This window comes from Sphingomonas sp. ASY06-1R (genome assembly GCF_052180265.1).
Taxonomy (GTDB): domain Bacteria; phylum Pseudomonadota; class Alphaproteobacteria; order Sphingomonadales; family Sphingomonadaceae; genus Sphingomonas_I.
On the sequence record NZ_CP197464.1, the window covers coordinates 942,494 to 957,422 of the forward strand.

Below are 14,929 nucleotides of genomic sequence, written 5' to 3' on the forward strand. Positions count from 1 at the left end.
CCTTCCCTAGGCGTCCAGCAAGCGACGCAGAATCCGCAGGGAAGATTAAGGCTTTCGCACATGGGCACGATGGTCAGCTTGAGCATGGTGCAGGTGGGTGTCTTCGCCTTTCTGGCCTGCCTTTCGGCCGGCATCTATTTCGGGTTGCGCAGTGAGTCGTCGCTTGGCTGGCTTGCGGCCGCGACATGCTGCGGCGGGCTTGCCGCGTTGCTGGTCGGCCAGGCGCGAGGCTCCCTATCGGAATGGCTCGCGCTGACGCTATTGGGGCCCGCCGCATATCTTTTCCTGGCCCAATCGGTGCGGGCGCTTCTGGGCCGGCGGCGGCAATATTGGGCGCTGATCGGGGCGGTCCTGTCTTTGACCGCGATCGCCTTGCTCTTGGCGGTCGTCGGCGTGCACTTTCAATATCAGACCCTGCCGTTCCAACTCGCCTGCGCGCTTGCCGCCGCCGACAGCATCGTTCGCCTGACGCAGGCGCGGCAGAAAACGCTGCTCGACCTTTGCCTGATGGCGACGCTGATGGCGCTGGCGATCACATTCGTTGTGCGCATTCCCGCTTATCTGATCCTGTTCCCGCCCGGCTCCGGCTATTCGGTCATACGCGCCTCGTCCTTCCAGCACATGTCGCTGGCAATCTCCGGCTTCCTTGGCCCGACGACCGCTTTCCTGCTTCTCGTGAAGATCGTCGGCAGCGTGATCGCGACATATCGCACCCGCTCCGAACAGGACGGACTGACCGGGCTGCTCAACCGCCATGCCTTCGATCAGGCGGTGGTCGCGGGAGCGCGACGCGGAGCGGCGATCATCCTGTGCGATATCGACCACTTCAAGCGGGTCAACGATCGCTACGGTCATGCGGTTGGCGACGATGTGCTGCGGGAATTCGCGGCCCTTCTTGCGCAGACCGGCCATTGCGTCGGCAGGATGGGCGGAGAGGAATTCGCGCTGCTGCTGCCGGGCTCAAGCGTTGCGAACGCGGCGCATGTCGCAGACATGGTCCGGCTGCGTTTCCATGCGGCCTCTTATCCCGGGATAGCGCCGGATCATCGGTTGAGCGCCAGTTTCGGCGTCGCCGAAATCAGCCCGGGTACGGCCGCCAAGGATGCGTTCATCCGGGCCGACACGGCGCTGTACCAGGCCAAGGAGACCGGGCGGGATCGCGTGGTGGTGGCGGGAGAAGGGGCGCAGGGGTTGCGGGCAGCATAACCGGCTGACCCTCCGGCAGCCGATCGGTGCTGCACGGCGAAGAACGATCAAATTTCCAGCTGACTGCCTAGCTCGATCACGCGGTTCACCGGCAATTTGAAGAAGGACATGGCGCTTTCGGCGTTGCGCACCATCCACGCGAACAATTGCTCGCGCCAGATAGCCATGCCGGGCTTATCCGACGCGATGAGCGTCTGGCGGCCCAGGAAGAAGCTCGTATCCATCGGCCGGAAGTCCGGCCCACATTCCTTCACACGCGCCAACGCGGCCGGAATGTCGACCTCTTCCATGAAACCATAGTGGAGCAGGATACGGTAGAAGCCGGAATCCAGCGCATGCACTTCGATCCGCTCGTCGTCCGGCACCTGCGGCACGCCGCGAATCTTCACCGTCAGGATGGCGACGCGTTCGTGCAGCACCTTGTTATGCTTCACATTGTGCAGCAGCGCATGCGGCACCCCCTGCGCGCTGGCCGACAGGAAGACCGCCGTCCCCTGAACGCGTTTCAGCGCGCGCACGCTGGAGGCAATGAACATCTCCATCGTCATCGCACTCTGGTCGAGATGGCCGCGCACGATCTGGCGTCCGCGCGCCCAGGTCGTCAGCAAGGTGAAGGCGACCGCCGCGACCAGCAGCGGAAACCAGCCACCATCGGGCACCTTGGTCAGGTTGGACGCGAAATAGGCCCCGTCCACCAGCAGGAACAGGCCCGTGACGAGGATCGCGACCGGCTTGGGCCATTTCCACACATAATAGGTCAGCACGCCAAGCATGCAGGCGGTGATGAACATCGTGCCGGTCACGGCGATGCCATAAGCCGCCGCCAGATCGCTCGAACTGCGGAAGCCGATCGTGATCACGATCACCATCACGAGCAGCGCCCAGTTGATGAAGGGCACATAAATCTGGCCGGCCGCCTTGGCGCTGGTATTGACGATGTGAAGGCGCGGCAGGAAACCCAGCTGCACCGCCTGCTGGGTGACGGAGAAAGCGCCCGAGATCACCGCCTGGCTGGCGATGACGGTCGCCGCGGTGGCCAGGATGACCAGCGGCAGGCGGGCCCAGTCGGGCGCCATCAGATAGAATGGATTGGCGATCGCGTCCGGATGGTTCAGCAGCAACGCGCCCTGGCCCATATAATTGATCACGAGGCAGGGCAGGGCCACATAGAGCCAGGAAATGCTGATCGCCTTGCGCCCAAAATGGCCCATGTCGGCATACAGCGCCTCCGCCCCCGTCACCGCCAGCACGACCGATCCCAATGCCAGGAAGGCAAGCTTGGGATCGATCAGGAAGAACCGCGCGGCCCAGACCGGGTTGATGCTGCCCAGGATGGCCGGGTGCGTGATGATGCTGGAGATGCCCAGCACTGCCAGCACCAGGAAATAAAAGATCATGACCGGCCCGAACAGCATGCCGACCCTGGCCGTGCCGTAGGATTGGATGGCGAACAGCCCGATCAGGATGGCGATGGAGATAGGCAGCACCATCGCCGTGAAACGGTCGCTGACGGTGCTGAGACCTTCGACTGCGGACAGCACCGAAATGGCCGGCGTGATGATCGCATCGCCATAGAAAAGGGCGGTGGCGGCGACGCCGAGCAGGACGATGCCCGCGCCCCGTCGCTTCGCCCCCAGCTGCCGCGCGATCAGCGCCAGCAAGGCCAGGCTGCCGCCCTCGCCATGATTGTCGGCGCGCAGGATGATGAACACATATTTGATCGTGACGATCAGCATCATCGTCCAGAAGATCAGGCTGACCACACCGAAGATGTGCAGCTGGTCCACCGTCAACGGGTGATGGCCCGCGAAACTCTCCTTCAGCGCGTAAAGCGGGGAGGTCCCGATGTCGCCGAACACCACCCCAATCGCACCCAGTGCCAGCAGGGCCAGCGGCTCGCGCGCATGGGTCGGCACCGGTGCCGGTGTAAGGGCTGTGTCAACCGGAGTAAGTAACGGATCTGACACGCGCGAACCTCAAAGCACGGGCTTCAGCGCCGCCCTTACCCGAATGGCGCGTAGATAATAGCTTTTCGAGGGCAGTATGCGCCGCCCCGCATATGGATTGCATATGTTTCGGGCCGCCGCACCATATGGGATCCCTATGCAGGCGATCGCCGCACCGGCTCGAATCCCTATGCGGTCGCGCATAATTGATCCGCCATCGGGAGTATCGCGATGGTTTCAAAGAGCAGAGTGGGCAAGGATATCGCCCTACGGTCGGCCGGTCTGGCGCTGTTGTGCCTTGCCGCCTTTTTGGGGCGGATGCTGTTCGGTGGCGGGCCGCATGTCGCCACCCTGGTCGACTATCCCCTGGCGGGTGCGACGTTCCTGAGCGCCAGTGGCGGAAGCGCCCTGATCTGGCAGGGGCGGCATCTGTTCGACCAGATCGAACTCTCGTCGCGCTGGGCCTCGCATATCGACGAGCCCGCCGGTCCACCTTGGCCGGCGGGCCGCGCCGTCAATAATCCAGCGAGATCGTCAGCAACTTCATCGCGATGATCAGCCACACCAGGAACAGCGCCGACAAGGCGACCAGGATGGCCCACACGATCGTCCACCAGCGTCGTACCGGCGCCTTGACGGTGGCGTAAGCGTTCCACCAGGCCAATGCGGTGCCGACGATCGCGACCAACGACAGCAGCTGCAACAACCGCATCCAGATATCCATGCCGCCGTTGAACGCCTCCAGATTGCTGTCGACCGACAGAACCATCACCGTCCAGCCTGCCGCAATGATCAGGAACAGCCAGGCGGTGATGCGGGCCGCCCGGTGCAATTGCAACGCACGACCCTCCAGCGGCGCACGATAGCCATAGCGGCGGCGTACCAGTGCCACGACCGGCCAGCCGATGGCGGTTATCGCCATGATCGCCAGCGCAATAAGCAGCGCCGGCACGATCCAACCCGCATTCATCGAGAAGGGAGCAGGCACATAGAGCAGGATCTGCGGCAAATCGTCGCTCAGGAAGGCGGTGACTTTGCCGTCCTTGACCGTCGCGTGCAGGCGGCTGTTGCCGCCCACCTGTGTCCACTGCCACGGGCCGACTTCGCGCCACTTCTTGGGGTTGCCCGCGGCATCGACGAAGGACGACACCGTGATCGTGTTGTCCGGGTTCAGCGCGACCGTGGACGCGCTGATGACGCCGATGAACTTCAACCAATCATTCAGCGCGCCGCGCGTGCTGACATAATGGCCGACCATCGCCGCGCCATGCTCCTTGGCCGTTGCCACCGTGGGCAGATTGGCGCGGCTGACCGGAAAATAGCGATCGGTGAAATCTTCCAGCAGGCGCGCGCGGATGATGTGCGCCGCGCCGTTCTTGCCGGGGCTGTTGAACGACACGAACAGCCCGACCTTGTCTTCCAGGTAGAGATGCAGATCGGAGTGAAAATAGACCGTGTCGCCGCCATGGCCGACGATCGTCTTGCCGTTGCGATCCTCGTGATAGAAGCCGAGCGCCATCGTCGGCAGTCCGGGAATGAAGGCACGCTGCGGCGTGAACATTTCCGCCGACGTTGTCGGGTTCAGCAATGGTCCGCCGTTGAAGAGCTGCGCGATCATAAACTTGCCCATGTCCGCGCCCGTCGCCGACAGGGCGCCGGCCGGCGCCAGCGGGATCATCTCGAACGGCTTGGCGTCGTCCGATCCGGGCTCGTAGCCGCGCGAGACCTTGGCGGCCAAGGCCGGCGGCAGCGGCTGACGGAAGCTTGACTGGGTCATGCCCAGCGGTCCCATGATGTGGCGCTCGACATAGTCGTCGAACGGCTCACCCGACACGCGCTCGACGATATAGCCGGCGAGCGACGCGCCATAATTGGAATAGCCGGGCACGTCGCCCGGCGCATAGATGCGGTTGGGGGTCCAGCGCTTCAGCGCATCGCCCAGCGGCTTCACCAGCTTGGGGTTGGACGTGATCAGATATTTGACCGTCTCTTCGAAACCGGCCGTGTGCGTCATCAGGTTGCGCAAGGTGATCGGCTTGCCGAAAGCGGGCGGGATCTTGAAATCCAGATAGGTATTGATGTCGCGATCCAGGTCGAGCTTGCCCGCCTGCACCTGCTGCATCACCGCCGTCCAGGTGAACAATTTCGATGTCGATCCCGGCCGGAACAACGTGTTCTGCGGATCGACCGGCTTGCGCGCTTTCTTGTCGGCATAGCCGAAGCCGCGCTCGGTGAGGACTTGGCCGTCCTTGACGACGATAACCACCGCGCCGGGGATTTCGCCGCTCGCAATGGCATACGGGACGAACCCGTCCAGCCAGGCGTCGACGTCGGTCTTCGTCAGCGCGGCCGGCCCGGCGGCGGCTGCGGGCGCGGTCGGCGCGGTGGTTTGCCCCTGTGCGGTGACCGGCAAGCGGGGCTGCAGCTGCGTGGGGGCTTGGGCCGCGAGCGGCATGGTGAGCGCCGCAAGGGCGAGCGCGAGCTTCTGGACGATGCGCATGGCTACATTCCCCTTAGTAACGAACGCCGACGGTCAGGCCGTATGAACGCGGCCTCACCAGGGCTGCGGCCAGCGCCCCATTGGGTGCCGAACCCAGGCTGCCGAGGTTGGTGATACCGCGACTGTCGGTGAGGTTGCGGGCAAAAGCGTCGATACGGAAGCGATCGATCGTTACGCCGGCATGCGCGTCCAGCTGGCTGAAGGCACCCAGTCGATACTGGCCAAGATTCACATCGAAGGCAGAGCGGCGCGCGCCGGTGATACGCCAGCTGATCCCGAAATTCCCATCGACCGTCGCGCTGAGCGGCCGCGAATAATCCGCGCTCAGCGTACCGGACCAGCGCGGATTATAGGGCAGCCGGTCGCCGTCCAAGCCCCCGACCAGCGGCGACGCATCCTGCGTCAGGCGCGAGTCGACATAGGAGCCGTTGGCCGACAGGCTGAGCCCGGCCACAGGGGTCAATGTCGATGTCAGCTCGATGCCCTTGCTGCGCGCCTTCCCGCCATTGGTGTTGACGCCGAACCCGTTCACGCTCGTGTAGAGCTGGATGTCCTTCCAATCGATATAGAAGCCGGTCAGCTCGATGCTGAGCAGGCGATCGATCAGTTCGGCCTTCACGCCCGCTTCGTAATTGGTCGTGGTGTCCGCCCCGAATTCGCGCGGCACGTCCGCATTTTCGGGGTTGAGCGGCGGCAAAGCGTTAGGCCCGCCGGGGCGGTAGCCTCGCGCGACCCGCAGATACAAGGTCGTGTGATCGTTCGGCTTGAACGCCGGTGCGATCGAATAGGTGAAGACATTGTCGCGGGATTTCCCGTCGATCGAACTGTCTCCTCCCAGCGGGCCCGATGTCTGCTGAAGCGTCGTCTGGCTATTGTGGCTGTAACGACCGCCGACCGTCAGATCGAACTGGCGGGAGATATGGTAAGTGGCGTTGGCGAAGCCGGCGATCTCGCGATAGCGCGATCCGATGCGCGTCCGCGCCAACCCCGCCAGATCGGCAACTGGCGCCCCGCTATTCGCATCGACGGCATCCAGCGACTGCGCGAGCAGGTTGCGCTCGCGCGTGTAGAAGCCGCCCAAGGTCCATTCCAGCCGTCGATTGCCGGACGATGCCAGCCGTACTTCCTCGGTAAAGCGCCGCTGGCGCACCCTTTGATCGAGCGGTGCACCCAAGGGCCGGCCGAAGGATTCCGTCAGCACAGCCCCGTACAGGCCGGTGGCATCCTGGATCTGCGCCTGGTCCAGCGTCCCCCAGCTGGTGGACGCGATCAGGTTCACGGCGCCAAAATCATAATCCGCCGTGCCGTTATAGATCCGATATTTGACGTTATTGGGCTCAGCCACGGTGCGGCTATGCTGATATTTGCCGAGCACCGGCTGCAGCGTGGTGGCATCGACATCTATCGTGTTCGTGCCATTGCTGTTCAGGTTCTGAAGAACCACCGTGCCGCGCAGCGTCAGCTCGGGCATGGGGCGGAAGAGGGCGCTGATCCGGCCGCCATAGGTCTTGCCGTCATTGACGTTCGAACCCAGCCGGGGATCGTCGATATAGCCGGGATCGCGGCGATAGAAGCCGCTCGCGCGGACGGCGGCGCTATCGGCCAGCGGCAAGTTGACGGCGGCACGCCCGGACCAGCCGACATTGCCATGCTCGACGCTCTCGATACCGCCTTCGGCGGCATAATGGACCGCATCCGTCTGCGGTGCGATCGTCACATATTTCACGAGCCCGCCCAGCGAGTTGGCGCCATAGAGCGTCCCCTGCGGGCCGCGCAGCACCTCCACCCGTTGCAGGTCGAACGGATCGACGTCCGGCGTCAGAATGGATCCATTGGCCAGCGCCGTTGCCGATCCATAAGGCGTCTCGTCAACATAGGTCGCGACGGTCGCCCCAACGCCGCCGGTGTTGATGCCCCGCAGGATAAGTCGGGTCTGCCCGCCCTGTTCTTCGACGATACTGGCGCTGGGCAGACGGGTGAAATAATCCGCAAAGCGTTCGGCATGAACTGCCGTCAGCGTCTCGCCTGACAGGACGGACACGGATTGCGGAACGTCCAGCAAGCGCTGTTCGCGCTTCTGTGCCGTGACGATGATCTCGTCCTGAGGACTGGTGCCGGCAGAATCGGCGGTCGCCATGTCGGTGGCAGGCGCGGCAAAGGCGGGGGAAATGCTTGCGATCGCAGCCCCCGTTGCCAGCAGCCAAGCTTTGGATCGCGCAATCATCATCCCGGCCCCTTTAAATCATGTCGTCATAATGACTCATGTTTCAAACATAGCAACTGGTTTCTCGATTCGGTCTCTCTGTTCCATTAGGTCCATTGCTGAGCTATGCGGGCGCAGAGGGAGCTGATGATCAAAAAAGCCGGAAACACCGCGCATCCCGGGTTGGCCTTGCGGGCTGCGCGGATCGATCAGGGTCTTACGCTCCGCGCGCTTGCGGCCCGGATCGGATTGCCATTCTCGACCTTGTCGAAGTTGGAAAATGGCAAAATGGCCATGACCTACGACAAGTTGGTGCGACTCGCCCAAGGGCTGGGCGTCGATATCGGCGTGCTCGTATCCAGCGCGCCGACGGTTGAGGCGCCGCCGCCCGGGATCGGCCGCCGCAGTATTTTACGTGCGGACAGCATGCGCCCCATCTCGGAACATCATTCCCATTTTTATCCGGCAGCCGAGCTGCTGGGTAAGATGATGGTCCCGATCATCATCGATGTGAAAGCACGCAGCGTCGAAGAATTGGGCGGCCTGGTGCGTCATGGCGGCGAGGAATTCCTCTATGTGCTTCATGGCGCAATGGAACTGCATTCCGATCTTTACGCCCCGCTGCCGCTCGCGGCGGGCGATTCCGTCTATTTCGATAGTGGAATGGCGCATGGCTATGTCCGGACGTCCGAATTGCCCTGTCGAGTGATGTCCGTCTGCGCCGGGGCCGGCATCCAGCGCCTGTCCCAGACGACCGATCCCGATTGGATGTCCGATCATCCGGCGTGATGTTTCACTAGTTGAAACATTGTTGAGGCTGTGGGATGTGGAGGCATGGATACCGTCTCCCGCACCGCTTTGTCTCTCACGCACCGCTGCGATCCGATGCGGATGAAGGAGCCGTTTCGTATCTCCGGCTATTTGTTCGAGGGTATCCCAGCGGTCATCGCGACCCTGGGCGATGGTCGGCATGCGGGCCGGGGCGAGGCTGCCGGCGTCTATTACCTGAACGATGACCGCGCCCACATGGAGAGCGAGATCGAGCGCGTTCGCGATGCGATCGAGCAGGGGGCCGATCGTCAGGCTCTGCAGCATCTGCTGCCCGCCGGCGGCGCGCGCAACGCGCTGGACTGCGCCTTCTGGGAGCTGGAGTCGCTGCAGCAGCAGCGGCCTGCCTGGGATCTTGCCGGCGTCCCCCGGCCGCGGCCCCTGGTAACGACCTTCACCCTGCCGGCCGAGGATCCGGCCTATCTGCTCGCCCGCCTGCCAGGCTTCGCGCATGCCAAGTCGATCAAGCTGAAGCTGTCCGGCGATCTCGCCGCCGACACCGCACGTGTCGAAACGGTACGGCGGGCGCGGCCCGATGCCTGGATCGGCGTCGATGCCAATCAGGGTTTTGTCAGCGACGATCTGGACGCCCTCGTCGCCATGCTGGTCGCCCAGCGCGTCAGCCTGCTGGAACAGCCGCTGCGCCGGGGCGATGAACAGGCCTTGCGCGGCTGGCGCTCGCCGGTTCCGGTCGCGGCGGACGAAAGTATCCTGAACCTTGAGGAGCTGGAGCAGCTCGGTGACCTGTTCCAGGTCATGAACATCAAGCTCGATAAATGCGGCGGGCTGACCGAGGCGCTGGCCATGGCGGCGCTGGCTGCACGGATGGGCATGCAGGTTATGGTCGGCAACATGGCAGGATCGACCTTGTCGACCGCCCCGGCCTTCGTGCTTGCGCAGCTCTGCCAGCTGGTCGATCTCGACGGACCGTCATCGCTGGCCGATGATCCGCTCGCAGACAGTATCTATGAAGACGGCATGGTCATGGTTCCGGCCGCCTATTGGGGCCATGCATGATGGCGACGGATCGATAATATGGCGACGACTTCGGCCGGCACTTTACCCGCAGCGCCGAAGCGCTTGTTCGGTCATCCGCCCGGATTGACCGTCCTGTTCCTCACCCAGATGTGGGCCGAATTCTCCTATTTCGGGCTACAGGCTCTTCTGGTCTATTACATGACCAGCGAATTGGGCTTCAGCCAGGCCAAGTCGTCCCTCATCTACGGCATCTATGGTGGGGCGGCCTTCTTCAGTCCGTTCTTCGGCGGCATCATCGCCGACAAATGGCTGGGTCGCACCCGCAGTGTCGTCATCGGTGGCCTGCTGATGATGCTGGGCCACTTCGCCATGGCGTTTCCGCCCTTTCTGTTTCCGGCGCTGGCGCTGGTCGCGCTGGGCAACGGGCTGTTCATGCCGCCGCTCGCGGTTCAGGTCGGCGCGCTCTACGCCGATGATGATCCGCGCAAGGCGCATGCCTTCAGCGCGTATTATATGGGCATCAACCTCGGCGGGTTCCTCGCGCCGCTGGTGTGCGGCTCGCTCGGCGAATTGCTGGGGTGGCATTGGGGCTTTGGTGCGGCCGGCATCGGTATGTTCGTCGGGCTCGTCATCTACCTGGGCTTCCAGCAGCTTTTGCCAGGCGATCCAGGCCGGCGGACCCTTGCGGCGTCCGGCATGGCTCCGGTGCCGGTCGATGCCCGCGCGGTCCGGATGTTGGTCGTCCTCGTCACCGTCGTGATCTTGTTCCGCATCGCCTATGAGCAGAGCGGCAACGTGATCGCCCTGTGGGTGCGCGACCAGACCGATCGGACATTGTTCGACGGGGCGTTGACCATTCCCGCGACCTGGTTCCAGGCGATCAACCCGGCCTTGATCATCCTGCTGACGCCGCTGCTGATCGGATATTGGACGCGCCGGGGTCAGAAGGGCACGGCCGCGGTGCTGCTGCGGCGCATGAGCCTGGGTTGCGTCATCGCCTGCGCGTCGATGCTGGTGATGGTGGCGGCCGCGATCGTGAACGGACGTACCGGCCAGCCGGTCAGCGCCTGGTGGGTGCTTCTCTATTTCGGCTTGCTGACGATGGGCGAGCTGCTGGTGATCCCCGTGGGATTAACGCTGGTGAACCTGCTGTCGCCGGCCGGCTTTGCCGCCACCTTCATGGGCGCCTGGTATATCGCCAAATTCCTCGGCAGCGTGCTGGCCGGCGTCATGGGCTCCTATTGGGGTGCGATCCCGCCTGCGATCTTCTTCGGCCTCGGCGCCTTTTCGGTCCTGCTCGCTGCAGGTTTGCTGCGAGTCATGGGCACGTTGGAACATCGCCGGGAATGAGGCGTACACGCCGCTTGGCATGGTGTGCAAAACCTGCGGAGATCACCTGCCACGCGGGGTGATCAGGGAGCGAGTAACCTGATGCAATTCACGATCAACGGCCAGGCAGTCGAAGCGTCGGTCGATATCCGGACGTCGCTTCTCGATCTGCTGCGCGAGCATCTCCAGCTTAGCGGCACGAAGAAGGGCTGCGATCAGGGCGCCTGCGGCGCCTGCACCGTCCTGGTCGACGGGACGCGGATCAATTCCTGCCTCGCGCTGGCGGTTCAGTATCAGGGCCGCGACATCCTTACGATCGAGGGGCTGGCCGGCGACGGCGCGCTCCACCCGCTCCAGACCGCGTTCATCGCGCATGATGGCTTCCAGTGCGGCTATTGCACCCCCGGGCAGATCTGCTCCGCCATCGGCATGGCATCCGAATGGGAGCAGGGGGTGCCAAGCGTTGTGACCGACGATCTTGCCGGACCTGTCCCGCATCTGTCGCATGACGAAGTGCGTGAGCGCATGAGCGGCAATCTCTGCCGCTGCGGGGCGCATAATGGCATCATTGCCGCGATCCGTGAGACGCTGGTCAAGGAGGCCGCGGAATGATCGAGTTTCGCTATGATCGCGCGGAAGATGTCGGTGCAGCGCTGGGCCTGCTCACGCCGGGCGCCAAATATCTGGCCGGGGGTACCAACCTGGTCGATCTGATGCGCGAGACGATCGAGGCGCCGCCGGCGCTGATCGACGTCAGCGCGCTGTCCACGCAGATCGAGGAGCAGCCGGACGGCGGGCTGCGCATCGGCGCCGGCGTCAAGAATACGACGCTGGCAGCAGATCCGCTGGTACGGGCGCGCTATCCCTTGCTGTCGCGCTCCATCCTTGCCGGTGCGTCCGCGCAGATTCGCAATATGGCGAGCGTCGGCGGCAACATCCTGCAGCGCACACGTTGCTATTATTTCTACGACGGCGCTGCCCGTTGCAACAAGCGCGTGCCGGGCTCGGGATGCGATGCGATCGATGGATTCAACCGGATCCATGCCATCGTCGGGGCCTCGCCCGATTGCGTCGCAACCCATCCGTCGGACATGTGCGTCGCGCTGGCGGCACTCGACGCCGATGTCGAACTGGAAGGTCCCGGCGGCTCGCGCACGATCAAGCTCACCGATCTCCATCGCCTGCCCGGCGGCCGGCCCGACATTGAAACCGAGCTTCAGCCGGAAGAGCTGATCACCGCCGTGCGGCTGCCGCCCCTGTCGTTCGCGCCGCAATCGACCTACCGCAAGGTCCGCGATCGCGCCTCTTACGCCTTCGCGCTGGTGTCGGTCGCGGCCATCGTCGACCTCGATGGGGCGATCATCCGCGACGTTCGCCTTGCCTTGGGTGGGGTGGCGCACAAGCCCTGGCGGGCCTTCGCGGCCGAGGCGGCGTTGACAGGCCAGACCGCCTCGACCGAGGCGTTTCGCGCGGCTGCCGAAAGCGAGCTGCGCGACGCCGCGCCGCTACGCGACAATGGCTTCAAGATCGAGCTGGCGAAGCGGACGATCGTCGCCGTGCTTGAGGAATTGACGGGAGAAGCCGCATGAGCGTCATCCAGGACACGCTGCAGACCGTCATGAAGAAGGCGCTCGCGCTGGCGCCGGACAGCTGGATTCCGGGCGGTAATCCCGATCCGCTGATCCGGCATCAGCATGGCCTGATCGGGGCGCCGATATCGCGGATCGACGGTCCGCAAAAGGTGCGTGGCGCGGCAACCTTTGCCACCGAATTCGTCCTCGACAACATGGTCTATGCCGCGCTCGCCTTTAGCACGATTGCGCGCGGCCGCATCGCCACGCTGGAGACCGACGCGGCGGAAAAGGCGCCGGGCGTCGTCCTGGTGATGACCTATCGCAATGCGCCAAAGATGAAGCCGGCACCGGTGTTCATGAGCGCGCCGAAGGCGGCCGGCGGCGACGATCTGCCGGTGATGCAGGATGATAGCATCCACTGGAACGGTCATCCGATCGCGGTCGTGCTGGCCGAAACGCAGGAGCAGGCGGACCATGCCGTCTCGCTAATCCGCGCCACTTACGAGGAATTGCCCGGCACGACGTCGCTCGCGGCCGCCAAGGCCAAGGGCGTGAAGCCCGGCAATTTCGGTGGCCAGCCGCTGCAGACCGTGATCGGCGATGCGGAAGCCGCGCTCGCCGCCGCCCCGCACAAGGTTGATGCGGTCTATACGACCCCCCGCCACAACCATAATGCGATCGAGCTGCACGGCGCGACCCTGATGTGGCAGGGCGACGATCTGATCGTCCACGATGCGTCCCAGCTGGTCGCGCACGAGGCGTTCACGCTCGCCCAGGTGTTTGGGCTCGACGAGAAGCAGGTCCACGTAACCTCGCCTTATGTCGGCGGCGGTTTCGGCGCCAAAGGCCTGTGGGATCACCAGATCCTGGCGGCCGCCGCGGCGCGTCTGGCGCAGCGGCCGGTGCGGATCATGCTGTCGCGCGAGGGCGTGTATCGCGTCGTCGGCGGGCGGACGCTCACCGAGCAGCGGGTCGCGATTGGTGCCCAGGCCGACGGCCGCTTCGATGCGCTGATCCACACCGGCACGGTGGTGTCGGGCGAGCATAACAATATGCCCGAACCCTTCATCCTGGCCACGCGCGGTGCCTATGCCGCAGCCAACATGCATCTGGACGTCGAGGTCGCGACGATGGACATGCTGGCCAATACCTTCATGCGCGCGCCGGGCGAAGCGGTGGGGACGTTCGGGCTGGAATGCGCGGTCGATGAACTCGCCGATCGGCTCGGCATCGATCCGGTGGAGCTCCGGATCCGCAACGAGCCGGAGAAGGATCCGACCACGGGCCTGCTCTTCTCCTCGCGCAACATCGTCGAAGCCTATCGGGCCGGTGCCGAACGCTTCGGCTGGAGCAAGCGCGCCGCGCAGCCGGGACAACAGCGCGACGGCGAATGGCTGGTCGGCATGGGCTGCGCGACCGGAACCTATCCTTATTATCGCATGCCGGGCGGCGCGGCGCGGATCGTGCTCGCCAAGGACGGCCACGTCACCGTCTCGATCGCGGCGCATGAAATGGGCATGGGTACGGCAACGGCGCAGAGCCAGGTCATCGCTGAACGGCTGGGCCTGACGATGGATCAGGTTACGTTCGCTTATGGCGATTCCGATCTGCCGGGCGTGGTGCTCGCGGGCGGGTCGCAGCAGACCGCGTCGATCGGCGCCTCGGTCACGGCCGCGCATCGTGCGCTCGTGGCGGAGTTGCTGAAGCTCGCAGGCAATGACTCGCCGCTTGCCGGGCTGAAGCCGGATGAGGTCGGTGGCCTCAACGCCGGGCTGTGCAAGCTAGACGAACCGGACCTGTATGAAAGCTACGCCTCGATCCTGGCCCGTGCGCAGCGTGACGCGGTGACCGTCGAGGCGGAAGCGCCGCCACCGCTGGAGCTGATGCACTGGTCGATGCACTCGCACAGCGCCTTGTTCTGCGAAGTGCGTGTCAACGCCGTCACCGGCGAAACCCGCGTCAGCCGCTTCCTGGGGTCTTTCGACTGCGGGCGAATCCTCAACGCCAAGACCGCCGCCAGCCAGTTCCGGGGCGGCATCATCATGGGGATTGGCCTCGCCCTGACGGAAGAGACGCTGTTCGACGAGCGCACCGGCCGCATCATGAACCCCAGCCTCGCCGAATATCATGTCCCCGTGCATCTGGACGTGCCGGAGATCGATATCCTCTGGACCGACATTCCCGATCCGCATGCGCCGATGGGCGCCCGCGGCGTGGGCGAGATCGGCATCACCGGCGTTGGCGCGGCCGTGGCCAATGCCATTTACAATGCGACCGGCAAGCGCATTCGCGATCTGCCGATCACGCTCGATAAGCTGATGGGCTGATCGCCGCTGCCCTCTCCCTCTGTTTCAGGACCTGTTCC

The 14,929-nt window shown here is 64.4% G+C and carries 11 protein-coding genes; 8 read left to right on the forward strand and 3 right to left on the reverse strand.

All coding sequences use genetic code 11. The annotated features are described in order from the left end of the window. The first annotated feature begins 60 nt into the window (after positions 1-60). Positions 61-1,206 (forward strand): diguanylate cyclase, encoded by a 1,146-nt coding sequence (locus ACSBM8_RS04695; protein ID WP_442680497.1) that lies wholly within the window; start codon positions 61-63, stop codon positions 1,204-1,206. A 47-nt stretch (positions 1,207-1,253) separates the two neighbouring features. Here the strand turns inward: ACSBM8_RS04695 and ACSBM8_RS04700 are convergent, their stop codons facing one another. Continuing rightward, positions 1,254-3,122 (reverse strand): potassium transporter Kup, encoded by a 1,869-nt coding sequence (locus ACSBM8_RS04700; protein WP_442680498.1) that lies wholly within the window; start codon positions 3,120-3,122, stop codon positions 1,254-1,256. A 261-nt stretch (positions 3,123-3,383) separates the two neighbouring features. Here ACSBM8_RS04700 and ACSBM8_RS04705 point away from each other — a divergent pair, with 261 nt between their 5' ends. Further along, the gene (locus tag ACSBM8_RS04705; protein WP_442680499.1) at positions 3,384-3,707 is read left to right on the forward strand and encodes a hypothetical protein; all 324 of its coding nucleotides are present in this window, start codon (positions 3,384-3,386) and stop codon (positions 3,705-3,707) included. On the opposite strand, the gene ACSBM8_RS04710 is transcribed toward ACSBM8_RS04705, so the two are convergent. Both ACSBM8_RS04710 and ACSBM8_RS04715 read right to left on the reverse strand, forming a co-directional pair. After that, entirely contained in the window at positions 3,667-5,652 is a 1,986-nt protein-coding gene (locus ACSBM8_RS04710; RefSeq protein WP_442680500.1) for a serine hydrolase, read from the reverse strand. The genes ACSBM8_RS04705 and ACSBM8_RS04710 overlap by 41 nt on opposite strands. Before the next feature lie 13 nt (positions 5,653-5,665). Beyond that, positions 5,666-7,879, reverse strand: coding sequence for a TonB-dependent receptor (locus tag ACSBM8_RS04715; RefSeq protein ID WP_442680501.1), 2,214 nt, complete (start codon positions 7,877-7,879; stop codon positions 5,666-5,668). A 123-nt stretch (positions 7,880-8,002) separates the two neighbouring features. Here ACSBM8_RS04715 and ACSBM8_RS04720 point away from each other — a divergent pair, with 123 nt between their 5' ends. From ACSBM8_RS04720 to ACSBM8_RS04745, 6 genes are all read left to right on the forward strand, one after another. Then, positions 8,003-8,644 (forward strand): helix-turn-helix domain-containing protein, encoded by a 642-nt coding sequence (locus ACSBM8_RS04720; protein WP_442680502.1) that lies wholly within the window; start codon positions 8,003-8,005, stop codon positions 8,642-8,644. A gap of 45 nt (positions 8,645-8,689) precedes the next feature. Next, positions 8,690-9,700 carry an enolase C-terminal domain-like protein gene (locus ACSBM8_RS04725; protein WP_442680503.1) on the forward strand — a complete coding sequence of 337 codons (1,011 nt, stop codon included), beginning with the start codon at positions 8,690-8,692 and terminating at the stop codon, positions 9,698-9,700. An 18-nt stretch (positions 9,701-9,718) separates the two neighbouring features. Next, on the forward strand, positions 9,719-11,011 hold the full coding sequence (locus ACSBM8_RS04730) for a peptide MFS transporter (RefSeq protein ID WP_442680504.1): 1,293 nt from the start codon (positions 9,719-9,721) through the stop codon (positions 11,009-11,011). Between the two features lie 81 nt (positions 11,012-11,092). After that, complete coding sequence (locus tag ACSBM8_RS04735; protein WP_442680505.1) at positions 11,093-11,602, forward strand: 2Fe-2S iron-sulfur cluster-binding protein; 510 nt, start codon at positions 11,093-11,095, stop codon at positions 11,600-11,602. Beyond that, on the forward strand, positions 11,599-12,579 hold the full coding sequence (locus ACSBM8_RS04740) for an FAD binding domain-containing protein (protein WP_442680506.1): 981 nt from the start codon (positions 11,599-11,601) through the stop codon (positions 12,577-12,579). Before ACSBM8_RS04735 ends, ACSBM8_RS04740 begins: the two co-directional genes overlap by 4 nt. Further along, positions 12,576-14,891, forward strand: a complete 2,316-nt coding sequence (locus tag ACSBM8_RS04745) for a xanthine dehydrogenase family protein molybdopterin-binding subunit (protein ID WP_442680507.1) — start codon at positions 12,576-12,578, stop codon at positions 14,889-14,891. Before ACSBM8_RS04740 ends, ACSBM8_RS04745 begins: the two co-directional genes overlap by 4 nt. Positions 14,892-14,929: the final 38 nt, after the last annotated feature.